Genomic DNA, 20543 nt, shown 5'->3' on the forward strand with positions numbered 1-20543 from the left:
GGCAGGCGTTCGGCCGCGGTGCGGAAGGTCCCGCTCACCGGCGGCCGGCCCGCACGGACCACGGCGCCCTCGGAGCGCGGGAAGAACTCGTACCAGGCGCCGTACAGCGCCCGTTCACGCTCCACGAGCAGCGGCAGGGGAGCCGTACGGGAGAGGCGGTCGCGCAGGGGGTGAGCGGCCAGGATGGCGTCCACCTCGGGGTCCAGCGCCGCCGCGAGCCGGACGTGCGGCGGGCGGGAGTCGTCGCGCAGCGTCCTGGCCGCGGCCTTGACCGTCCCGCGTCCGGCACCTCGCGGCACGGCGGCGGCGGCCCGCTCGTACAGCTCGGCACCTTCCTCTAGAACCAGCGGGACGTCGACCCCGGCGGGGATCTTCATCCCGGCGGCACGACGCCACGCGCCCACCGGATCGCTCCACGCCTCCACGAAGTACGTCCACGACCCGGCCGTCCCGGGCGTGATCTCGGCGCCCCAGAGGTCGGAGCCGGCGGCGAGTTCGCGCATCGGGGTCCACGGGCCCGGGCGGCCGTCCGGGTCGCACAGCACGACGTTGGCCCCCACCGTGTCGTGTCCCTCGCCGAAGAGGGTGGCGGTGACCTGGAAGGTCTCGCCCACGACGGCTTTCGCCGGCCGGGTGCCGCGGTCGACGACCGGCCGCACATCCACGATCGGGATGCGGCCGGTGGCCGGGTTGCCGTCCAGGTCCATGGGTGTCGCCTCCGCCGTCCTCGAGCACAGCCTGCGGTTGAGAGCTGCATCGGAAAGGCCCGGCCGTGCAGCGGGGTTCGTTGTCGTTATCCGCCGAGTGCCGGGCTCGCGCCGCGGCTCGGTGTGCTCGTGCCGCCGTGGGGCCGGCCGCTCATGTGCTGGAGGGCCTTGGCCGCCGTGCGGGGGCGCAGATAGCGTTCGGCGGCGTCGGCGGCCTCACGGGCGCAGCGTTCGCCCATCAGCACGCACAGGGTGTACGCCGTGTTCTCGAACTTCCCCCGCACCGTGTGGTCGGCGGGGGCGGCGAGCAGCAGGCGTTCCCACGCCCGGTATCGCTCCAGATGCCGGGCGACTTCAGCCTTCGCGGGTAGCAACATCTCGCTGGTCACCTTCCCACTCTGTGGAGTGTGCGCGGCTCGCCCGGGGTTTGCCCGGAGGCCGCGCACGGAGAGGTACCGGTCGGTTACAGCACCGGACCCTCCCCCATGGTGCACGGGAGGTCCGCGAGCGTCTTGTTGGCCGTTCAACGAAAAGCCCGGGGGTGGCTTTCGAGTTGCACGAACGGACTAGTGCTCCCACCCTGGGAGTGACTCAGGAGCGATCACTGCTCACGCTTCGTGTTCGGGGCTCGGCCCGTCAGGGCGGTGGGAGAAGCGAGAGCTTCGCCGGTGAGGAGCCAACGACGATGAACGCTGTAGTGCCCTGCTACTACCACCTCGACGTGGAGGTCAGCCCGGAAAAGGTCGGGCAGGTCAGGCGTATCCTGGCCGCCCATCTCCGGTACTGGAACCTGGAGATTCTCGCCGAGTCCGTCTGTCAGTGCGCGGAAGCGCTGCTGCACACGATCGACCGCCACGCGACGGACAAGAACACCTCCATCGAGATGTGGTGGAACGGTCAGCACCTGATCACCGCCATCTCGGACAACAACCAGGACATCCGGCCGCACTACGCGCCGCAGGGATGCCTGGCCCGGATCGCCGCACTCAGCGACGGCTGGGGCTGCTGCGCCACGGGCGTCGGCGGCAAGATCATCTGGTTCGCCCGCCGCGTCCAGTCGTCCGAGCGCGCCCCGCTGGTGCCGGCGGTACCCTCGCCCGCACTGCTGGAGGCGCTCCAGACGCCGCGCGAAGTCCCGGTGCCGGCCCTGGCCGGACCCGCGGCCGACGCCCCGGTCGAGGCCGAGACCGAGCGCGCCCGAGCCCGGACGCCGGACGAGACCGCGCCCCGGCCGACGACCCGTCCGCGGGTTCCCGTGTGACGCGCCGCCGTGTGACGCACGGCCTCCCCGCCCTACGGGGCGCTCCACCGGGCCGCGGCCTGCTTCGGCAGCCGCGGCCCGGTGACGTTCCGCCGGTCTCCCGGTCCCGGACGGGCCGCCGTCCCGGCGGTCGGGGTCAACTCCCTTACGCAGCCACCGGCATCGCCGGACGCGCCCGGTTTGCCTCCGTCAAGTCGACTGTGCACAAGGGGACTTGACTTCAAGTGCACTTCAAGATCCAGACTCCCCACCGCGCCCGCGACCGCCGGCCCACAGGGGAGGCCCACACCATGAAGTACCGCATGATCGGCACCGATCCGGCGACCCGCCGCGAGGTGAGCGTGCTGGCGCTCAGCGCGATGCTGTTCGGTTAGGTGACCGACGAGAAGACCTCCTTCGCCGTCCTGGACCGCTATGCCGAAGCGGGCGGGGGCGGGGCGCCGCAGTCGCTTTGCGGCGTTCCGTCGTAGAGGTTTGCGTCGGCGACGCCGTTGGTGACGCTGCGGAGGTAGTAGCCGCAGGTGGGGCGGTTCTTGAAGTCGTATGTCTGGCCAGCGGCCAGGTGCCAGATCTTGTAGTTCGAGAAGGTCAGTGGCTTGCCCGGCGCGGCCTGTTCGGGCTGGTGGTCGCCGAGGACGACGTAGGCGCCCTTGCCGTAGAGCGTGGCCTGCCCGGAGCTGTCGAGGTACAGGGAGCTACTTTCGTCCACTCCTACGCCCCATGCCTTGCCGTCGGCGGTCCGTCCGTCGTTGATGGCCCGGGCGAGGAACGCCATGGTGCGGCCCATGCGGTCGCGGGCCACGAAGTGCGAGTCGTTGATGACACCGCCGTAGTCGGGCCGATCGAACATGCCCGTAGTGAACGAGATGTAGCTGTTGTAGGGGTCGGCGAGGGCTTCGGGGCTGGTGACGCTGCCATTGCAGGCGTCGTAGACGACGGGGCTGTTGATGTGGTGCCGGCGCTGCCTCCGCCGGAGCCGCCGCCTTTGGCCACGACTGATTCCACCGATGCCTCCAGTGCGGTGCCCTTCCATGCGGCGTAGCGGCAATGGTCGCCGCCGGCAAAAAACACGAACTCGGCGTTGCGGATGTCGGTGTTGACCTGGCTGTTGTCGCCGTCTCGTGTCGCGGTGAGAGTCCAGGTCGTACAGGAGTTGATACCCGGCAGGGTCATGACGGTGTCGCATTGGGGGGTCTTGCTCCCCGAGGCGGGTGCCGAGACGCCGAGGACGACGACGTCCAGGCTGCCGGTGCCCCCGCGGATGGCATCGATGGCGCGTGCCATCGGGGCGGTGGGGATCTTGCCGTCACCGTTCATGGTGAAGGCGGGGCCCTGCCAGGAGGTGCGGCTCACATCAAAGGCGCCGCCCAGGCGGATACGTGTGGAGGCTGCCTCAGCGGGCCCTGTTGCGGCGATGGTAGCGGTGAGGGTGAGCAGCGCGAGGGTGGCGGGGGCCAGGGTTGCGCGCGCCGAATCCCAGCTGGGCGGCCAAGCGTGCACCGGCCCGCCCGGCCAGTGCCAGTCCCACCCGCTCCAAGGCTTGGTTGAGCCGAGTGGTGAACCGTGCGTGCGGGGCAGCCAGCTGGGAGAACGGTTCGGCGAACGTCCGGCGCGGGCAGTCCGCCGCTCCGCAGATGAAGCGCCGAACCGTCAGCCGGATCACGAAGCCCTGATCAGCGAGCGGAAGATCTCTCAGCCTGAGCTGGTAACGGTCGTGGACACGGTCCGAGAAGCCGCCGCAGTCCGGACATGTAGCCCCGGCCGCGCGGCCTCTCGCCACCACCTCGACCCTGCCGACCGCGGCCGTCACCGCCTCGACATCCACCTCGTCGAACACCAGCGAGTCCCAGAATGGTGCATCGGTCTGCATGACCAGCACCATCACCGTCCACAACCGACCGCAGCAGCCGCCGGCAGGCACCTGAGGGAGCGTCAATTTCGGGTGTCGGGCGACAAGGCGTACGCGGTCTCACGCGAACCCATCGCCGCACAATCGAACATTGGGGTTACGCTCCGCGACGACTTCCCAACATCTGTGCCAGAACCCGAAACTGCTGAATGTTCGATTCGCACCCACCGCCGTCTGCTGCCCGAAGCGGTGAACAAATGCTGTCCGCTCTCGGGATCTGGCACAGATCTTGGGGAGCCGTCACGGCGGGTCACTGATGCAGCATCTTCCACGCCCTGAATGACGTGCTCGGTCTGGATCTGCCCTGCAGGCGGTTCCGGAGGAGAGGGTGAGGGACACCCGGGGCACGCTAGGCTGGCGTTCTTCGGCGGACGGGGGCATGACATGTGGCAGCGGGGGATATGGGTGGTCGTGCTCGGCGCGGCCCTGGTGGTCCTCGCCGGCTGCGGTTCCCAGACCGCCAAGACCGATGCGGAGGCGACAGGCACGGCCACGGCCGCCGCCTGGACGCTCGCCGCTCCGATTCGCATCGACGGCGTCCGTACCGCCGACGGCGGCCGGTCTCTGGTGGTCGATGCCGAAGTGCCCGACGGGGCTCGCGACTGCGTGCGCAGCCTGCACGGTCAGCTCGACACCATCGAGCACGGCACGGTGTACGCGAGCGTGACGTACGAGACCCGTTCCCTGGACCAAGACTCCGGCTGCACCGGCACGCGGCGGGTCAAAGCGATGGTGAAGCTGGGCGAGCCCCTGGGCTCCCGCAGGGTCATGGTGAACAGCATGGACGTGTACACCCCCGTCGGTGCCACGCCACCCGCTCTGCGGCAGTGCGGTGAGAACGGCTGCGACCCCACGCCGCCGCGTTGCACTCCGTCCTCGTACGGGCAGGCGGTCAACGACACGGACATCCCCAAGCACACGAGCTGGGAGGAACGCGGCTGCGACGACACGTGGCTGGTGCTGGACCTGTCGACCCGGATGGGGCCGGCGTGCGGTGACGCCGGCGACGGCTGCTCCTCATCTGGTGTCTCCCAGCGCTGGTTCTACCGGGCCGAGTCCTCGGGCTGGCGGCCGGTCACCACGAATGGCGACGCGGGGTGCGCCGGGATCCACGAAGTCCTGCCGGAATTGCCCGAGCACCTCTGTGCGTCGCTGCCGCGGCTCGACCGCGGCTGATCCCCCGAGCCTGCGGCTGCTTGATACTGGAGCAGGATCAGATCATTTTGCGGAGTAGTTCGAATCCGGCCCGCCCGTAGAGCTGCCTTTTGATCTTTTTCGTCCGATTCACGGCAACCTCGATAACCCCTAAGCTCCAGTGAGGACTCAGCCCAGCGACCACGGCTTCCAGATCATGGGTCAAACCCGATCTGTGCCAGAGCCCGCTCTCGTGGACACAGCCAGTGCCCGGGCCGGGGTGCGCGCGGACGCGGTCCTTTAGGCACCGGAGGGCTGCCTGCCCGCCGGTGCCCTGATCGACGACACCGTCGCGCTTCTGGACACCCTTTCCGACACCGAACGCGACGACGTGGCGCTGCTGGCCCTGTCCGTTCCCACACTCGATGTGCGCTGCTGGTGTCGAAGGCGTGCAACATCCGCCTGGCCGTGGTGGTGAACCCCGGCTACGAGGCCCCGACCCGGGCCCGGCTCGTGCACGTAGACCAGTACCACCTGCGCGCCGACACCGTGGCCGCGGTCAACGCGCGGTTGATCGCCGCCCAGGCCGAGGTGCCCATCGTGAAGTTCTGGGGCGACGTGCTGCTCCCCTCGGTGGACGGGCTGCGGTTCGTCGTCCCCGTCCGCACCATCAGCGCCGCGCCGTCGCCGAAGTACTTCGGGTTCAAGCGCGGCATCGGACCTGTCAGGTCCCCCTTTTGAGGGCCCGCATGTTCACCGAGTCGATCGCGCACCGCGATCAGTCCAGGTCGCCTCGGGCACCGAGCTTGTCGAGGACCAAGCGGTGAAGCTTGGCCCACACCCTGGCCTTCGACCACTCCGAGAACCGCCGGTGGGCAGTCGCGCCGGACGGGCCGTCGGTGTCAGACCGGCCGCGTCCCGCGCACACTGGTACTCCGACAGCGTGAGGAAGGCCGGGCAGCTCGGGCCGGGGGTTGTCAGCCCGCCGCCGCGTACCGTCCGGCGGGGCGCGGGAGACGCAGGTGCCCGCGCAGTGTGGCGGATGCGTACTTCGTACGGAACACCCCACGCCGCTGGAGCTCCGGGACCAGACCGCGGGTGATCGCCGTCAGATCGTGCGGCAGGGTGCCCGGCCGCAGGCGGAAGCCGTCCAGGCCGGCCGAGCGCCAGTCGAGCAGCAGGTCGGCCAGTTCGCCGGGCGTGCCGGTGAAGATCGCGGCGTCGGACGCGAGCTCGGCACCGGCGGTCTCGTTCAGGCGGGCCAGCCGCCGGGAGGCGGTACCCGGCTCCTCGTCCAGGAGGACGAGGAGATCCGCGAAGGTCCTCAGCGGCCGTTCCGCCACGTCCCGGCCGGATCGCTCCACCGCCTCGGCGACCTGGGCGAGGATGGACGTCGTGCCCGCCCTGTCGTGCGGCGTGATGTGGACGACGTCGGAGCTGAGAGCCGCGAACTCGTACGGAGTGGACGCGTGCGCGAGGCTGACCACGGGCGGCTGGCCCTGGGGGCTGCGCGGGGTGATCGACGGGCCCTTGACGCTGAAGTACGTGCCCTGGAAGTCGATGTGGTGGACCTTGTCCCGGTCGATGAATCTGCCTGTCGACGCGTCCCGTATCTCCGCGTCGTCGTCCCAGCTGTCCCAGAGCCGCCGGGCCGCCTCCACCACCTCGGCGCCCTCCGCGAAGAGTTCCCGCAGTCGCTTGGCGATCAGCTCCGGGTCGGTCACGTCCTCATCGGTGAGGCGGGGCGTGGTGCGGCGGCCGAAGTGGGCGGCGTCGGCCGCGCGCGACGATATCTGTGGCCGCCAGCCGGCGCGCCCCCGGCCGGCGTGGTCGAGCGTGGCGATGCCGATGGCCAGGTGGAACGGTTCGGTGTGGGTGACGTTCGTCGTAGGGACCAGCCCGATGTGACTGGTCACCGGCGCCAGGTGCGCCGCGAGCAGCACCGCGTCCAGGCTGCCTCTGACCTGGTCGGTGCGGTCGTCCGGCCGGTGGAAGGCGGCGGACTGGAGTCCGAGGGCGTCCTCGATGGTGACGAAGTCGAGCAGCCCCCGCTCGGCCTCCACGACCAGGTCCGCCCAGTAGGCGGCGGTGAGCAGCTCGCCGGGCCGGGCGTCGGCCTCGCGCCAGGCCGCGGGATGCCAGCCCGCGCCGTCGAGGGCGACGGCGAGATGCAGCGGGGCGCCGGGACCGGCCGTCGTGTCGTGGGCGCGGGTCGTGCCGGTCATCGGGAGGTCTCCTTTTCGTGGTGCCCGGCGCGTACGCCGGTGCCGCCCCACCCGGCCGGGCGGGGTGCCCCGGACAGGCCGAGGTGGTCGCGGAGCGTGGTGCCGGTGTAGTCGTCGCGGTGGACGCCCTTCTCCTGGAGCAGCGGCACCACCCGGTCCACGAAGTCGTCCAGGCCGCCGGGGACGAGGTGCGGGACGAGGACGAAGCCGTCGGCACCGTCGGTCTGGACGAAGTGGTCGATGACGTCGGCGACCGTACGCGGACTGCCGACGAACGTCTGGCGTCCGCCGACCTCGACGACCAGTTCCCGGATGGAGAGGTTCCTTTCCTCGGCCAGCTTGCGCCACTGCCGCGCCGTCTCTCCCCGGCCCTTCCTGAACACGGAATGGCCCTTGAGGAGGTGCGCGTCGTCCGCCGGCTCGATGTCGGGAAGCGGTCCGTCCGGGTCGTAGGCGGACAGGTCGCGGCCCCAGACCGCCTCCAGGTGGGCGATCGCGGTCTGCGGGCTCACCAGGTCGCGGCTGATCTCCGCGGCGTAGGCGGCGGCCTCCTCGTCGGTGTCGGCGACGACCGCGTTGGCGGTGGGGAGGATCAGCAGATCGTCGGGGCTGCGGCCGTACCGGGCCAGGCGCCGCTTCACGTCCCGGTAGAAGTCGCGGGCGGCGTCGAGTTGGTTGTGTTTGCTGAAGATGACCTCGGCGTCGGACGCGGCGAACTCGCGTCCCGCGTCGGACTCGCCCGACTGGATGATCACCGGGCGGTCCTGCGGGCCGGGCGGGGTGGTGAACCGGCCGGATATGCCGAAGTGCTGTCCGTGGTGGGCGAAGCGGCCGGTCCCGGCCCTGACGAACTCTCCCGTCGCCGCGTCTGCGCGCAGGTCGCCCTCCGTCCAGCTGTCCCACAGCTCCCGTGCCGTGGAGAGGAACTCGGCGGCCCGGGTGTAGCGGTCGGCCTCGGGCAGGAAGCCGCCCCGGCGGAAGTTCTCCCCGGTGAAGGCGTCGTAGCTGGTCACCACGTTCCAGGCGGCCCGGCCGCCGCTGAGCCGGTCCAGGGTCGCGAACCTGCGCGCCACCTCGTACGGCTCGTTGAAGGTCGTGTTGACGGTGGCGGCGAGGCCGAGGTCGGTGGTGACGGCGGCCAGGGCGCTCAGCATGGTCAGGTTCTCCGGGCGCCCCGCGATGTCCAGGTCGTAGACCTGTCCTTTGTGCTCGCGCAGCCGCAGTCCCTCGGCGAGGAAGAAGAAGTCGAACTTGCCGCGTTCGGCGGTCTGCGCGAGCCGGACGAAGGAGTCGATGGAGATCTGGCTCCCGGAGCGCGGGTCCGACCAGACGGTCACGTTGTGGATGCCGGGCAGCTGTGCCGCGAGGTGCACCTGCTTCTTACGGGTGGCGGGCACGGTGCGGTCTCCTCCTGCGAAGTCGGTCGGCGTGTCGTCGGTCCTCGGGACGCGGTGGTGGCCTCAGCGTGCCTGGGCCGGTCGGCGCCTGCCCAGCTCAACTGGCCGCACTTAACGAGGTGTTCATGCCGCCGGAACAGGTTCGGGCGCGTCCGCGGAGGGGGCCGGGACCGCACCCGGGGTGGTGGACGGCGCCGGAGAGACGTAGCGCACCTGGTTCTCGAATGCGACGCCGTGGCTCTTCACGTCGATGGCGATGCGGTCGCCGTCGGCAATCCGGAAACCGTCGTGGAAGCTGGCCTCGTCGGCGCCCAGGAGTACGTAGTTGACGAGTCCGGGCCGCCGCACCGCCGGGAAGGTGAACAGGTGGTCCGCCATGTCCTGCACCCGGTAGTACAGGGCGTCGTCCCCGCAGTCGAAGGCGCCTTCCCAAGCGGTCGCGCCGTCCCGGGAGATGGTGACCCGGCCGGTCACCGTGCGCGGCGGGGGGCCGAGGAAGAGCCAGGGGGTGAGCGCCGTGTCGCACAGTTTGCAGTACGGGTTGTAGCCCGGGTCCTGGCGGTGCAGACCGATGTCGCACAGGTCGTTGCCGAAGGTGTACCCGGCGTAGTGGGGCGTGCCGTCGGCATCGTTGACGTAGACGAGAGCGACCTCCGGCTCCTCGATGAGGGCGACCGGGTGCGCCGGAACATTCAGCACCTCACCCGGCAGCCGCACCCAGTCGCCGAACCCCTTGAAGAACCACTTCGGCGGGGTGAACTCCGCGCCCTCAGGGGCCGTTTCGCCGCCCCACTTCTTCTTGTGCGTGCCCATGAAGCCGCTCAGCAGGGCGCTGCCCGTGGCCGCCGGCAGCAGCGGCGGCAGCAGGCGCAGCTCCGGGTCGCCCGCGGTGACGGTGACCGTCGCCGCGCCCTCGGTGAGAGCGGTCCGCAAGGCCTGCTCCGAACCGTCCGTGGCGATGAAGGCAGCGGCCGTCCGGCCCTCCTCCACCCGGTACAGGGTCAGCGGGGCGCCGTCCTCGGGACGCCCGAAGCCGACATGGCGCTCACCGTGGTGGAGAGCCTCGAACAGCACGGGCAGGTGGGGGTGGGACATGGTTGACTCCTCTGTCGGGTGGGTGAGGTGGGGTCAGAAGTGGGAGATGGGGGCGGACAGCTCCGTGCCGGTGAGCCAGGCCAGGACCTCGCCGACCCGGTCGACGGACTCCCGGATCCACGGCAGGGCGAGCGGGTCCGCCGCCTCCAGCGCGGCCGTGCGCCGTCCGTCGGTGTCGCCGTAGAGGCGGCTGGTCGCCGCCCGGATCCGCAGGGGGCGCCCCGGCTCCCCGAAGGCGCTCGCCGGCAGGACACCGACCCCGTGTCGTTCGGAGAGCAGCCGGACCAGGGCGTCGCCGTCGTGCACCCCGTGCGTCCGGGCGAGGCTGTCCCGCAACGGCTCGAAGTCCGGGTAGAGGTAGCAGGTGGCGGCGACGGGAGCCAGTTCCGCGCCCACGGCGGTGAATTGGGCCGCGACGGCCCGCACCACCCGCTCGTGCAGCCGCCGGCTCGCCGTGACCCGGTCGGTGACCTCGGGCGGCTCGGTGAACGCGTACGCGGCGGCCGTCTGCACCGGCGCGGGCGGGCTCGACCAGATCTGGCTGGCGACCGCGACGAGCCGGGCGTGCAGGGCGCGCCCCTGCTCGCTGTCCGGCAGCCGGGCCACTCCCGTGCGCCAGCCGCCCAGTGCCAGGTTCTTGGTGAGTCCGGTGGTGACCACGGTCCGCTCAGGAGCGAGCCGGGCCGGCGAGACGGCCGGTGCGGAGGTGTCGTACACCAGGTCGCAGTAGATCTCGTCGGAGACGATGAGCAGGTCCAGTTCGCGTGCGGCCTCGGCCAGTTGCCGCACGGTGCCGGCCGAGGCGAGGGTGCCGGTCGGGTTGTCCGGCACGGTGACGACGACGGTGCGCGGGTTGTGCCCGACGGCCCGGGCGGCGGCGACGGCCTCGCGGAGCCGGTCCGGGTCGGGCACCCCGCCCTGCCCCGGCAGGATCGGTACCGGGATGGACCGGGCGCCGACGAGCCGGGCCTGAGCCGCGTAGCTGACCCAGCTCGGCACCGGCACGATCACGTCCCCGCCGATGGCGAGGAACAGCGCGAACAGCAACGCCTTGCTGCCGGGGCCCGCCACGACGAGCCCGGGGTCCACGGCCAGGCCGCGGCGCTCCCAGTATCCGGCGACGGCGGTCCGCAGGAGCGGACTCCCGGCGACGGGGCCGTACGCGTTCTCGGCGGCCGCGGCGGCGAACCGTTCCCTGAGCGCGGGGAGGACGGGCAGGCCGATCTCTCCGGCGGCCATCGAAAGGACCCGCTCCCCGGCCCGGCGCCGTCGGGCCAGGGCCTCGTCCGCGGCCAGCGTGGCCGACATGGAGACCGGTGTGGGTTCGGGCATGGCAGCTCCAGCTCTCGGGGGCGGGACAGGGGTGGTCAGGACGCCGGCGTCGTCGAGGCGAACCGTTCGCGCAGCTCCGCCTTGCGGACCTTGCCGGTCAGCGTCTTCGGCAGAGCCGGGACCGGCTCCACCCGGTCCGGCAGGAAGCGGGGGTCGTACCCCGCCGCCGTGACGCGGGCCCGGACCTCGTCGAGCGACGGGCCTTCCCCGCTGCGACCGACCACGACGGCGACGATCACGCTCCGGGCACCGCCCGCTCCGCCGTCCCGCGGGCCGCGTTCGGCCGGCTCCAGGCCGACCAACGCGGCTTCCGCTGCCTTCGGGTGGCTGCCGATCACCGCCTCCAGCTCGGTCATCGGCACCACGTGCCCGTCCCGCACGATCGCGTCCCGGGCCCGGCCGACGATGCGGACACCACCCCGGCCGTCGTCGCGGGCGAGGTCGCCGGTGTCGAACCAGCCGTCCGCGTCGAGTTCGGCCGCGAAAGCCTCCGGACGCGCGTGGTATCCGAGGGCGAGCGACGCGCCGCGCACCTTGAGCCGTCCCACCGAGCCCAGCGTGCCGGGTGCCGCCGAGGCTCCGAGCGCCTCGGCGGTCTCGATGCGGGTCTCCATGGCGTCGATGGCGCGCCCGTTGCTCCGCGCCGCCCAGCCCTCGGGGTCCTCCGGCCGGGTGGTGGTCACGGGGCCGTTCTCCGACATGCCCCACAGGGAGTGGGCCCGGGCGCCGAGCGTCTCGTGCACCTCGTCGGCAAGCTCCTGCAGCACCGGCGCCGAGCCGATCACCACGTGCCGCAGCGTACGGGTGTCGCGCTGCTCGGCCCGCTGCGACGCTGCGACGTCGGCGAGGGTGGCGGGCGGCCCGTACAGGAGGGTGGCACCGTACCGTTCCACCAGGTCGAGCAGTGCCTCGTTGCGGCGTACGTCCTGGAAGGCGACGGTGCCGCCGAGCATGACACCTGCCAGGACACCCTGTGCGAACCCCGAGTAGTGGACGAGCGGGGTGGAGACCGCGGCAACCCAGTCGTCGCCCGCCCCGAACGCGTCGACGTACCCGCGTACGGCCGAGTGGACCGTGTTCTGGCTGTGCAGGACGCCCTTGGACGGGCCGGTGGTGCCGGAGGTGAACAGCACCACGAACGGGTCGTCCGCCCCGAGCGCCAGGCCCTCCAGCCGCGCGGCGGCGTCCTCCTGTTCCTCCCGCTCCACAGCCACGAAATGCCCGTGGAAGGGGAGGGCGCCCTCGGGGACCGGGCCGTCGACCACCAACACATGAGCGAGGGACGGGAGTTCGCCCTTGAGTCGGACGACGGTCTCGGCGAGCGGTGTGCCCGACCATTCGGGGAGGGTGACGCACACCCGGGCACCGGTGAGTCCGAGGCGGTGGCGCAGTTCCTCCTCCGTGCAGATGGGCGACATCGGGATGACGACGGCGCCGACCCTGATCGAGGCGAAGATCAGCGGCACCATCTCCCAGCGGTTGGGAAGCTGTACGGCGACGAAGTCCCCCCGTTCCACACCCAGTTCGAGCAGGGCCAGGGCGAACCGGTCGGTCAGCCGGTTCAGTTCGGCGTAGTCGAGCGTGTCGGTGCGGGACTCCGCGACGCGCCGGCCCGCGACGGCCAGCCGGCGCGGGCGCAGGCGGGCCTGGCGGTGCAGGTCGTCGAGGAAGGTCTCGTCCCGCCACCACCCGCGGTGCCGGTACTCGGCGGAGTGCTCCCGGGAGGCCGGGCCCGCCGCCTCTCGCCGACCGGGCCGGGCCTCCTCCCCGGGGGTGGTGGACCGTGCCGAAGCCGCCGTACTCATCAGCGGTCCTTCCGGCGGGCCGCGAGCAGCTCGGGAAGCGGATCGCCCGCCCGGGCGGCCCCGATCTCCAGCAGGTCCCGGGTGTTCCGCCGCACCCGGTCACCGACCCAGTCGAAAACCCACGCCTTGCGCGCCTCGGCCGGCAGGTCGAACGGGACGACCCGGGTGACGGCCAGGGCCGCCGAGGCGGCGCCGCCGATGTTGGCGATCACGCCCGGGACCAGGGCGGCCCCGGATGCGGCGACCTTCTCCTTCGCCACCGCACTGGAGGCGAGGTTGGCGCCCTCGACCACCAGACCCGCCCGCAGACGGTGGGTGTTCTCGGCGGTGAGCGCGTACTTCTGCGCCGCCAGGATCAGGATGTCCGCGGCGACGTCCAGCCACGCGTCCGGCCCGCTGGAGAGGGTGACGTCCTGCGGCAGGCGGGTGCGGTCGATGCGCCCGAACTCATCGGTCACAGCGACCAGTTCGGCCACCGGCAGGCGGTCCGCGGTGATGGTCCCCTGGACGTCGGCGACGCCCACGATGATGTGCCCGCGGTCCTCCAGGAACCGCGCCACCGCCCGGCCCACCGCGCCGAAGCCCTGCACGACCACCCGGGCCGGCTCCCTGCGGCCGCTTGCCTCCAGGGCGGTGACCGCGGCGACCCCGACCCCATGCCCGGTGACGTCGATCAGGGGCTCGTAGTACGTGCGCCAGTCGATCGGCATGTCCGGGGCGCCGAGGCGGTAGCGGGGGTCGTAGCCCGCCTCGGCGAAGAAGACGGCCCGGTCGGCGGGGGTGACGCCCATGTCGATGCCGAGGTGGATGCCGCCGTGCAGGAGCGGTTTCACCGTGCGGCCGAAGGTGCGGAAGGTCTCCTCGCGGTCGGCGCCGTCGGAGACGATCCCGGCCTTGGCGCCGCCGATGCGCAGCCCCGCCAGGGTGAACTTCTCGGTCATGTCGCGGGCCAGGCCGGCGACTTCGTCCTCGGTCACCCCGGCGGTCATCCGGGTGCCGCCCATGGCCAGGCCGTCGACGAGCGTGTCGACCACCACCCAGCCCTTGATGGTGCCCCCGCTGCCGTTGAGGTGGACGGTGAGGGCGGGGTCCTGCGGGTCTTCCGGAGCACTCATGGCGTAGTCCTTGGGTCTGGTGTGTCAGCGGTGTCGTGAGTCGGCGGACAGGGGGAGCCGGGCCGGACGCGGCTCACTGGTAGAGCTGCGCGAAGCCGCGCAGGATCTCCAGACCGTCCCTGCGGAACTCCAGATGGGCCTGCGAGCCGAGGATCCGGCCGTCGTCGGAGCGGAGGAACTCGACGGGCGCGTGCTCGGAGCGGCCTATCGAGCGGTAACCCGCCGGAGCTTCCCGGAGGTAGAGGGTGTGCCGGTGGAAGACGGTGACCGTCGGCTTCACATGGGCGAAGAGCGGCTCCTCCGTGTCGACCTGCGCCTCGTGTCCGCCGACCCGCTGCGGCCCCTGCACGAGGTGTCCGCCGGCCGCCACGGCGAGTATCTGCATGCCGCCGCAGATGCCGAAGACCGGCACGCTGGCGTGGGCGACGAGGTCGGTCAGCGGCTGGTAGTACTCGCTGTCGTACGCGCGCACCTTCGTGCCGCTCAGCACGATCGCCTGGTAGCGGCCGTCCACCCGGGCGGGTACGGACACGGCGTCGGACACCTCGGTCTGTGACCCCAACTCCTCGAAACGGGAGCGGAGTTGCCGCAGGGAGAGTGTGCCGTTGTCGACGACCAGGACACGGGGCCGCGTCATGCGCTCGCTCCTGACGTGCGGGTGGAGGTCGGGGTGTCGGTGATGAGCGTGCCGGTACGGCCGTCCAGCAGTTCCGTGACGGCGGCGCTGCCGATGACGACCCGCTCCACGCCGTGCTCCAGGGCCTCGCCGGCGGCTCGTAGCTTCTTGCGCATGCCGCCCTTCGCGCCCCTGTCGCGAAAGGCGGCCGCGTCCCGGCCACTGATCCGGCGCACCGGTTCCCCGTCGATCAGGAGGTGGCCGACGTCGGTGACCAGGACCAGGTCTCTCGCGCCGGTGGCCCCCGCGATCGCGGCGGCGGCCCGGTCGGCGTCGGTGTTGACCTCCTGGCCCGCCGCGTTCCGCGCGAGAGGGGTGACGAGGCAGGCGTGGCCGGGCCGGAGGTTCGTCAGCGGGGCCACGTCGACCCCGGTGATCGGTCCGACGAGGTTGTCCAGCTCGACGAGCTGCTTCTCCCGCCACCACCAGCGCTCGCCCTGGCCCGCGCTCACCAGACCCTCGCTGCCGAGCAGCCGCTCGGCGGTGATGCCCCGGTCCTTCAGCCGCCCCAGGACGTCCTCGGCGAGTTCGGCGCTGACGGCCTTGATGTCGTCGATGACCTCGGGAGTGGTCCACCGGCTCTGGTTGCCGTACCGGTCGCGCAGGATCGCCGACGGTTCGCCGTAGCGGGCGCTGACCTTCTTGAGCGGTTTGGACCAGCCGTGCACGAGAACCAGGGGGTGGTCCTGGCCGTGGCGGGCCAGGTCGTCCCACCAGCCGCCGTCCAGATCGTCCAGGCAGCTCCCGCCGAGCTTGACCACCGTGGGCGCGGAACGATGTGTGCTCATGCCGGCATCACCGGCTGCTGCGTCAGCCCCGTCTCCTCCGGCAGGCCGAACCTCAGGTTCAGAGCCTGCACGGCCTGGCCCGCGGCGCCCTTGACGAGGTTGTCGAGTGCGGCGAGGACCACGATCCGGCCGCCCTCCTCGTCGTGCAGGACCGTCACATCCGCGAAGTTGGAACCGAGGACGACCTGCGGGTCGGGCACCGGGATCAGTGTCTCGTCGTGCCGCCGCACCCGCACGAACGGGCGCCCCTTGTAGAAGCGCAGGTAGGCCCGCGACAGCTCGCGCTGGTCCACCTTGTCGTCGGTGAAGACGTACGAGGAGGTCAGCAGCCCGCGTACGTTCGAGACGCCGTACGCCGACATGGACAGGCTGCCGATGCCGCCGGGCCTGCTCCGCTCCAGGAAGTCACCGACCTCGGCGGCGTGCCGGTGCCCGGTGGGGGAGTAGGGGGCGATGGCTCCGGCCCGGAACGGGTGCAGGTCGGAGGTGCGCAGCTGGAGTCCGCCGCCGCTCGACCCGCTCTTTCCGTCCACCACCACCGTCTTCAGCGCGAGACCGAGGCCGAGGGTGAGCGGGGCCAGGCCCAAGGTGATGGCGGTGGCGTAGCAGCCGGGCAGCGAGATCAGGGCGGCGTCCTTCAGGCGGTCGCCGACCAGTTCCGGTACGCCGTAGACGAAGCGGTCCGTCAGGTCGGCCCGCCGCTTGACCTTCGGGTACCAGCGGTCGTGCAGTTCCGGGGTGCGGATGCGGAAGGCACCGCTGAGGTCGATGACGGCCGGGATCCGGTCGGCGAGCAGTGAGGCCAACTCGGCCGAGACCGTGGCCGGGGTGGCCAGGAAGAGGACGTCGACCTGGTCCGCGACTTCCTCGGTGACCGGCTGCACCGTCAGGCCCTGGTGGATGCGCAGGCCGGGGTGCAGCTCGGAGGGACGCCTGCCGATGCTGGAGGAACCGCCGAGGAACGTCAGCTCCAGGTCGGGGTGCTGGCTGATGAGTCGGATGAGTTCGCCGCCGGCGAGCCCGGAGGCACCGACGACTCCTGCACGGATCATGCGAGTAGCTCCTGCACGTAACGGCCGATGGCCGAGGGGATGTCCGCCCCGGTGGCGGAGGACACCGCCCGGAACCCGGGCGCGTGATTGACCTCGTTGACGACGTAACCGTCCGGGGTGCCGAACAGGTCGACCCCGTAGATCCCGGGGCCGAGCACACCCACCACACCGTCGATGATCTTGAGTACGTCGGGGTCGTGGGCGACCGCACGGTTCTTGTTGCCGAGCGCGGCGTTGTTGCGCCAGTCGCTCCCGCCGCTCTCGAACTCCGCCGCGCCGACCAGCTCACGCCCGACGACGAGGCAGCGCACCGAGGTGCCGCCGAGGTACGGCTCCACCACGCTGGCCTGCTCGAAGGCGTGGGCCAGGTCCTCGATGTAGTCGTACACGGAGTGGGCGGTGTCGGCGTGCCGGATGAGCGTGACCCGCTTGCCCATGCCGCCGAAGACGGGCTTGAGGACGAGGGGCAGTGGCAGATCGGCGAGCGCCTTGTCGAAGTCCTTGCGGGACAGCACGAGCCGGTGGTCCGGCACCGGCACGCCCGCCGTGTGCAGCAGGGCGCGCAGGGCGGCCTTGTTCTCGCAGGCGTGGATGGCCCGGGCGGTATTCAGGGTGGGGACGCCGGCCGCTTCGGCGAGGGTGGCGATCAGTCCCCCGCGGGTGTAGCTGCGGCTGCGGATCAGCAGGGTGTCGTACCCCCGGACGGCCGGGGCGTCGGGGTGGCCGAGGGAGAGGGACTCGTCGTTGACCCAGTCGATGCGCAGACCGGAGGCGGGCCCGGCCTCGATGATCAGGCGTTCCTCCCAGGCGATGCGGTCGGCGACGATGGCGACAGCGCGATGACCGCCCATGTCACTGGCCCCAGTCGCGGAGCTGCACCTCGATCATCTCCAGCGTCAGCCGGCCGTCCTCGACGGCCTCGACGCGGAGGGTCAGGATGCACTCCGGGCAGGAGAGGGTCTCGCCCTTGGTGACCGGGGGCACGGTCAGGTCGGTCTCGCACTCGGGGCATACGCCGGTCAGGGTGGCGGTGGACATCGTCAACTCCGTGAAAATGGGCGGGACATGGGCGGTGGGGATGTCAGGCGTGCACGGGGCGGAAGTCGATGGCTGCCTTGCGGATCGCGTCCCGGTCGAGCAGCGGGCGGCCGTCGCGCTCCTGCCGCTCGGCCAGCCACGCGGTGAGGGCGCCGACGTCGACCTCGAGGTCCGAGTCGGCCAGGGCCCAGGCGACCAGGGCGCCGGTCAGCCGACTGCGTACCCGCAACTCGCGTGTGTTGCCGACGAGTTCGGCGGGGAGGGTCTCGTACGCGTGCGGGTGGTTCAGCTGGCCGGGCAGTTCGTACGCAAAGGCGTGCGGGGTGGTCGGTCCGGACTGGAAGGCGTCCCCGAGGCCGGCGCCTCTGAGGGCGATGCGTGACAGCTCGGTGAGATGGGTCAGGTCGAAGCGCGTGTCGCCGTGGATCACGCGCAGCGAGGTGAGCAGCTCGGCGAGCGGGGCATTGCCGCCTCGCTCCCCGATGCCGCCGACCGTCGCAGAGATCCACTGGGCGCCCGCTCGGACGGCGGCGAGGGAGTTGGCGACGGCCATCCCCAGCATGTTGTGCGAGTGGATCTCGATCTCGGAGCCGTCGATCGCGGCGATGTCCGCGATGACCTCTTCCATCTGCCACGGGGACAGGTAGGCGACGGTCTCCGCGAGCCGGAACCGGTCGGCACCTGCCGCGAACCCGGCCTCGACGTAGGGAACCAGCCGTTCCCTGGGAGTGCGGGCGCCGTCCTCGCCGCTGAACGTGACGTGGAAGCCGCGCTCCTTGGCCTGCGTGATCGCCGAACGCGCGAGCGCCTGGAGGAACTTGGGGCTGGCCGAGTCGAGCTTCAACTGTGCGTGCTGCTCGGAGGTGGGGATGGAGTACATGATGTGGCGCACGCCCAGGCGCTCGGCCTCGTCGAGAGCCCGAGCGACCTGACGGCGGTCGCGCACCACCAGAAGCGTCATGCTGCGGTCCGGGCCGATGGCCCCGTGGGTGGCGAGGACGAGGTCGGCGTCCCTGGATTCGGGGCCGGAGACCATGCCCACCTCGACGAGTTCGACGCCCGTACGCACCAGCAGGTCCGCGATGGCGGCGGCGTCCTCGGGGCCGAACTCGACGCCCGCCATGTGTGCGGAGTCCCGCAGCGTCGCGTCGGATATGCGAGGAGGCCTTTCCAGTTTTTCGGGGCTCTCTGCTGCTGGCATTTTCTTCCACTCCTTGTTCCCGACAGGGGTTGCATTCCCGAAAGGGTCTGTGAATCGGAATTGGGGGGTGCCTCGGCGTTGATCGCGGATCGCTGATCCATATCCTTCGTCCCCCGGCCGGAAAGAGCAACATCGCCGGTGTCAGAGCTGTGTGGTGGAGTGTCAAGGAATGTCAGAAGGGAAAGGGACTGCAAGAAGGGTGTGGTGTGCTCGCCAAATACCGCACGACGTACGGGCGTCGGCGGGACCCGCGTCCTACGGTGCGGACATGGATCTCTTCTCGCTGCCCCGGCTGGGGCTCGTCGTGCCGCCGGAGAACCCCACGGCGGAACCCGAGTTCAACCATCTGCTCGGTACCGGGATGAACGTGTACACCTCCCGTTTCCCGGTGACCCCCGGAGCCGGGCTCAGGACCATGCTGGAGACGTACAACGAGGTGCTTCCGGGACTGCTCGGCAGCTTCGGTGCCCTGCGTCTGGACGCCACCGTGGTCGCGTGCAGCGCGTCGCACTACTTGCTGGGACCCGAGGGCGACCGGGCCTTCTGCGACGAACTGTCCGAGCGTGCCGGCTTCCCTGTGCAGTCCTCCACCCAGGCGATCCTCGCCGCCTGCGAGGCGCTCGACGTGAGGCGTCTGACGCTCGTCTCTCCGTACCAGCCGTGGCTCACGGACACCTCACGCGCCTTCTGGGAGCGGGCAGGACTGACGGTCGACGAAGTGGTGCTCGTCCCGGTCGATCCGGGCCCTGCGGGTCCGGCTGCGGGCGACGCACACTACGACCCGTACGAGGTGACGACCGCGGCGGTCCTGCGCCGCCTGCGGGAGCGGGAACTGCCCGCCGGTACGGCTCTGCTGTTCACCGGGACGGGCATGGGGACACTCGCCGCGCTCACCGAACTGGTCCGGCGGGAGCCGAGACGCACGCTGCTGACCTCGAACCTCGCGTCGGCCTGGTGGGCGCGCCGGGTGGCGGGCGACACCGGCGAGGCGAGCCACCCGCTGCTGCGGAGGCTGGAGCGCGCGACGGTCTGACCGGCACGACGGACAGGGCCCCGGGGCGGCGCGCTCTCCCGGGGCCCTTTGCCGAGCCGGCCCTCAGCCCGCGGACGATTCGGGCATGCGCCAGGCGTGCCCCATGCGGTAGCCGACGCCCCGGACCGTGATGATCCAGCCGCTGCACCCGAGTTTCGCCCGGAGACTGCTCACATGCGTGTCGATGGTGCGACTGGTGTGCCCCCAGTCGCTTCCCCAGACCCGGGCCATCAACTCCTTGCGCGTCACGACCGTTTCGGGGGTGGCGGCCAGGGTGTAGAGCAGCTCGAATTCTTTCGACGTGACGTTGATGAGCCGGTTGTGCAGACGCACTTCCCGCAGCCGGGGATCGATATGCAGAGGGCGCAGCGAAATGGCTTCCGGGAGGGTCTGACGGGGCCGGGCCCGGCGCAGGACCGCTCCGATACGAGCCCCGACCTCACGGAATCCCCAGGTTTTCACCACGCAGTCGTCGGCGCCCGCGTTCAGGGCGAGGACCCGCCCCAGTTCGTCTTCGGCGTCGGTGACGGCTATCAGTGCCGTGTCGGCGCTCCTGCGCAGTTCGCGGCACAATTCCAGACCGTCGATGTCCGGCAGCTCCAGGGAGAAGAGCACCAGATCCGCGTCGCCGTGCACCCGCAGGGCCAGCTCTCCGGTGCCGACACTGCGCGCGGTGAATCCCTGCCGTCTGAGATCACTCACCATGGTCGCCGCTGCCTCGCTGTCCTGCTCCACCACCAGCACCCTCACGTGCCCACCCCCACTCCTCGGCTCC

At 71.3% G+C, this 20543-nt stretch carries 21 protein-coding genes and 2 pseudogenes; 5 read left to right on the forward strand and 18 right to left on the reverse strand.

The window, feature by feature from the left end:
- A partial coding sequence (locus tag AC0ZLC_RS18935) for a maltotransferase domain-containing protein (protein ID WP_476753147.1) occupies window positions 1–707 on the reverse strand: 707 nt, incomplete at its 3' end.
- Between the two features lie 86 nt (window positions 708–793).
- Window positions 794–1084: a DUF5133 domain-containing protein gene (locus AC0ZLC_RS18940; RefSeq protein ID WP_476753386.1), complete on the reverse strand. Its 291-nt coding sequence runs from the start codon at window positions 1082–1084 to the stop codon at window positions 794–796.
- A 308-nt stretch (window positions 1085–1392) separates the two neighbouring features.
- On the opposite strand from AC0ZLC_RS18940, the gene AC0ZLC_RS18945 reads away from it, so the two are divergent.
- Complete coding sequence (locus tag AC0ZLC_RS18945; RefSeq protein WP_476753148.1) at window positions 1393–1968, forward strand: pep a2; 576 nt, start codon at window positions 1393–1395, stop codon at window positions 1966–1968.
- A gap of 224 nt (window positions 1969–2192) precedes the next feature.
- Window positions 2193–2342: a hypothetical protein gene (locus AC0ZLC_RS18950; RefSeq protein ID WP_476753403.1), complete on the forward strand. Its 150-nt coding sequence runs from the start codon at window positions 2193–2195 to the stop codon at window positions 2340–2342.
- 38 nt (window positions 2343–2380) lie between these two features.
- Here the strand turns inward: AC0ZLC_RS18950 and AC0ZLC_RS18955 are convergent, their stop codons facing one another.
- A complete protein-coding gene (locus tag AC0ZLC_RS18955; RefSeq protein WP_476753149.1) occupies window positions 2381–2818 on the reverse strand; it encodes a hypothetical protein in 438 nt (145 codons plus the stop codon).
- A gap of 543 nt (window positions 2819–3361) precedes the next feature.
- Complete coding sequence (locus AC0ZLC_RS18960; protein WP_476753150.1) at window positions 3362–3838, reverse strand: transposase family protein; 477 nt, start codon at window positions 3836–3838, stop codon at window positions 3362–3364.
- A 423-nt stretch (window positions 3839–4261) separates the two neighbouring features.
- Here AC0ZLC_RS18960 and AC0ZLC_RS18965 point away from each other — a divergent pair, with 423 nt between their 5' ends.
- A complete protein-coding gene (locus AC0ZLC_RS18965; RefSeq protein ID WP_476753151.1) occupies window positions 4262–5053 on the forward strand; it encodes a hypothetical protein in 792 nt (263 codons plus the stop codon).
- Window positions 5054–5440: 387 nt separating this feature from the next.
- Window positions 5441–5728, forward strand: a pseudogene (locus tag AC0ZLC_RS18970) (Tn3 family transposase); the annotation flags it as partial.
- On the opposite strand, the pseudogene AC0ZLC_RS18975 reads toward AC0ZLC_RS18970, so the two are convergent.
- The 13 genes and pseudogenes from AC0ZLC_RS18975 to AC0ZLC_RS19035 all read right to left on the reverse strand — a co-directional run.
- Window positions 5722–5906, reverse strand: a pseudogene (locus AC0ZLC_RS18975) (IS5/IS1182 family transposase); the annotation flags it as partial. The pseudogenes AC0ZLC_RS18970 and AC0ZLC_RS18975 sit on opposite strands and share 7 nt — an antisense overlap.
- A gap of 82 nt (window positions 5907–5988) precedes the next feature.
- The gene (locus tag AC0ZLC_RS18980; RefSeq protein ID WP_476753152.1) at window positions 5989–7236 is read right to left on the reverse strand and encodes an LLM class flavin-dependent oxidoreductase; all 1248 of its coding nucleotides are present in this window, start codon (window positions 7234–7236) and stop codon (window positions 5989–5991) included.
- Complete coding sequence (locus AC0ZLC_RS18985) at window positions 7233–8633, reverse strand: NtaA/DmoA family FMN-dependent monooxygenase (protein WP_476753153.1); 1401 nt, start codon at window positions 8631–8633, stop codon at window positions 7233–7235. Before AC0ZLC_RS18985 ends, AC0ZLC_RS18980 begins: the two co-directional genes overlap by 4 nt.
- A 123-nt stretch (window positions 8634–8756) precedes the next feature.
- Window positions 8757–9728, reverse strand: coding sequence for a fumarylacetoacetate (FAA) hydrolase (locus AC0ZLC_RS18990; RefSeq protein ID WP_476753154.1), 972 nt, complete (start codon window positions 9726–9728; stop codon window positions 8757–8759).
- A gap of 33 nt (window positions 9729–9761) precedes the next feature.
- Window positions 9762–11060 carry a pyridoxal phosphate-dependent aminotransferase gene (locus tag AC0ZLC_RS18995; RefSeq protein ID WP_476753155.1) on the reverse strand — a complete coding sequence of 433 codons (1299 nt, stop codon included), beginning with the start codon at window positions 11058–11060 and terminating at the stop codon, window positions 9762–9764.
- 35 nt (window positions 11061–11095) lie between these two features.
- The gene (locus AC0ZLC_RS19000) at window positions 11096–12865 is read right to left on the reverse strand and encodes an AMP-binding protein (protein WP_476753156.1); all 1770 of its coding nucleotides are present in this window, start codon (window positions 12863–12865) and stop codon (window positions 11096–11098) included.
- On the reverse strand, window positions 12865–13980 hold the full coding sequence (locus AC0ZLC_RS19005; protein ID WP_476753157.1) for a Glu/Leu/Phe/Val dehydrogenase dimerization domain-containing protein: 1116 nt from the start codon (window positions 13978–13980) through the stop codon (window positions 12865–12867). The genes AC0ZLC_RS19000 and AC0ZLC_RS19005 overlap by 1 nt, the downstream gene beginning before the upstream one ends.
- Before the next feature lie 73 nt (window positions 13981–14053).
- Entirely contained in the window at window positions 14054–14617 is a 564-nt protein-coding gene (locus AC0ZLC_RS19010) for a type 1 glutamine amidotransferase (RefSeq protein ID WP_476753158.1), read from the reverse strand.
- Window positions 14614–15444 carry an amino acid kinase family protein gene (locus AC0ZLC_RS19015; RefSeq protein WP_476753159.1) on the reverse strand — a complete coding sequence of 277 codons (831 nt, stop codon included), beginning with the start codon at window positions 15442–15444 and terminating at the stop codon, window positions 14614–14616. The genes AC0ZLC_RS19010 and AC0ZLC_RS19015 overlap by 4 nt, the downstream gene beginning before the upstream one ends.
- Window positions 15441–16496 (reverse strand): N-acetyl-gamma-glutamyl-phosphate reductase, encoded by a 1056-nt coding sequence (gene argC, locus AC0ZLC_RS19020; protein WP_476753160.1) that lies wholly within the window; start codon window positions 16494–16496, stop codon window positions 15441–15443. Before argC ends, AC0ZLC_RS19015 begins: the two co-directional genes overlap by 4 nt.
- Window positions 16493–17347 carry an ATP-grasp domain-containing protein gene (locus AC0ZLC_RS19025; protein WP_476753161.1) on the reverse strand — a complete coding sequence of 285 codons (855 nt, stop codon included), beginning with the start codon at window positions 17345–17347 and terminating at the stop codon, window positions 16493–16495. The genes argC and AC0ZLC_RS19025 overlap by 4 nt, the downstream gene beginning before the upstream one ends.
- A gap of 1 nt (window position 17348) precedes the next feature.
- Complete coding sequence (locus tag AC0ZLC_RS19030) at window positions 17349–17534, reverse strand: lysine biosynthesis protein LysW (protein ID WP_081222306.1); 186 nt, start codon at window positions 17532–17534, stop codon at window positions 17349–17351.
- Window positions 17535–17577: 43 nt separating this feature from the next.
- Window positions 17578–18735: an isopropylmalate synthase gene (locus AC0ZLC_RS19035; protein ID WP_476753162.1), complete on the reverse strand. Its 1158-nt coding sequence runs from the start codon at window positions 18733–18735 to the stop codon at window positions 17578–17580.
- Window positions 18736–19003: 268 nt separating this feature from the next.
- Between AC0ZLC_RS19035 and AC0ZLC_RS19040 the strand changes: the two genes are divergently transcribed.
- Window positions 19004–19768, forward strand: coding sequence for a maleate cis-trans isomerase family protein (locus tag AC0ZLC_RS19040; protein ID WP_476753163.1), 765 nt, complete (start codon window positions 19004–19006; stop codon window positions 19766–19768).
- A gap of 63 nt (window positions 19769–19831) precedes the next feature.
- On the opposite strand, the gene AC0ZLC_RS19045 is transcribed toward AC0ZLC_RS19040, so the two are convergent.
- Window positions 19832–20518, reverse strand: coding sequence for a response regulator transcription factor (locus AC0ZLC_RS19045; protein WP_476753164.1), 687 nt, complete (start codon window positions 20516–20518; stop codon window positions 19832–19834).
- Between the last annotated feature and the right edge of the window lie 25 nt (window positions 20519–20543).

The organism is Streptomyces sp. GLSS-08 (genome assembly GCF_056387915.1).

Coding starts and splice junctions, on each gene's coding strand:
- AC0ZLC_RS18940 (WP_476753386.1), bottom strand. CDS start 1,084: ATGTTGCTACCCGCGAAGGCTGAAGTCGCCCGGCATCTGGAGCGATAC.
- AC0ZLC_RS18945 (WP_476753148.1), top strand. CDS start 1,393: ATGAACGCTGTAGTGCCCTGCTACTACCACCTCGACGTGGAGGTCAGC.
- AC0ZLC_RS18955 (WP_476753149.1), bottom strand. CDS start 2,818: ATGTTCGATCGGCCCGACTACGGCGGTGTCATCAACGACTCGCACTTC.
- AC0ZLC_RS18960 (WP_476753150.1), bottom strand. CDS start 3,838: ATGCAGACCGATGCACCATTCTGGGACTCGCTGGTGTTCGACGAGGTG.
- AC0ZLC_RS18965 (WP_476753151.1), top strand. CDS start 4,262: ATGTGGCAGCGGGGGATATGGGTGGTCGTGCTCGGCGCGGCCCTGGTG.
- AC0ZLC_RS18980 (WP_476753152.1), bottom strand. CDS start 7,236: ATGACCGGCACGACCCGCGCCCACGACACGACGGCCGGTCCCGGCGCC.
- AC0ZLC_RS18990 (WP_476753154.1), bottom strand. CDS start 9,728: ATGTCCCACCCCCACCTGCCCGTGCTGTTCGAGGCTCTCCACCACGGT.
- AC0ZLC_RS18995 (WP_476753155.1), bottom strand. CDS start 11,060: ATGCCCGAACCCACACCGGTCTCCATGTCGGCCACGCTGGCCGCGGAC.
- AC0ZLC_RS19000 (WP_476753156.1), bottom strand. CDS start 12,865: ATGAGTACGGCGGCTTCGGCACGGTCCACCACCCCCGGGGAGGAGGCC.
- AC0ZLC_RS19005 (WP_476753157.1), bottom strand. CDS start 13,980: ATGAGTGCTCCGGAAGACCCGCAGGACCCCGCCCTCACCGTCCACCTC.
- AC0ZLC_RS19010 (WP_476753158.1), bottom strand. CDS start 14,617: ATGACGCGGCCCCGTGTCCTGGTCGTCGACAACGGCACACTCTCCCTG.
- AC0ZLC_RS19015 (WP_476753159.1), bottom strand. CDS start 15,444: ATGAGCACACATCGTTCCGCGCCCACGGTGGTCAAGCTCGGCGGGAGC.
- argC (WP_476753160.1), bottom strand. CDS start 16,496: ATGATCCGTGCAGGAGTCGTCGGTGCCTCCGGGCTCGCCGGCGGCGAA.
- AC0ZLC_RS19025 (WP_476753161.1), bottom strand. CDS start 17,347: ATGGGCGGTCATCGCGCTGTCGCCATCGTCGCCGACCGCATCGCCTGG.
- AC0ZLC_RS19030 (WP_081222306.1), bottom strand. CDS start 17,534: ATGTCCACCGCCACCCTGACCGGCGTATGCCCCGAGTGCGAGACCGAC.
- AC0ZLC_RS19035 (WP_476753162.1), bottom strand. CDS start 18,735: ATGCCAGCAGCAGAGAGCCCCGAAAAACTGGAAAGGCCTCCTCGCATA.
- AC0ZLC_RS19040 (WP_476753163.1), top strand. CDS start 19,004: ATGGATCTCTTCTCGCTGCCCCGGCTGGGGCTCGTCGTGCCGCCGGAG.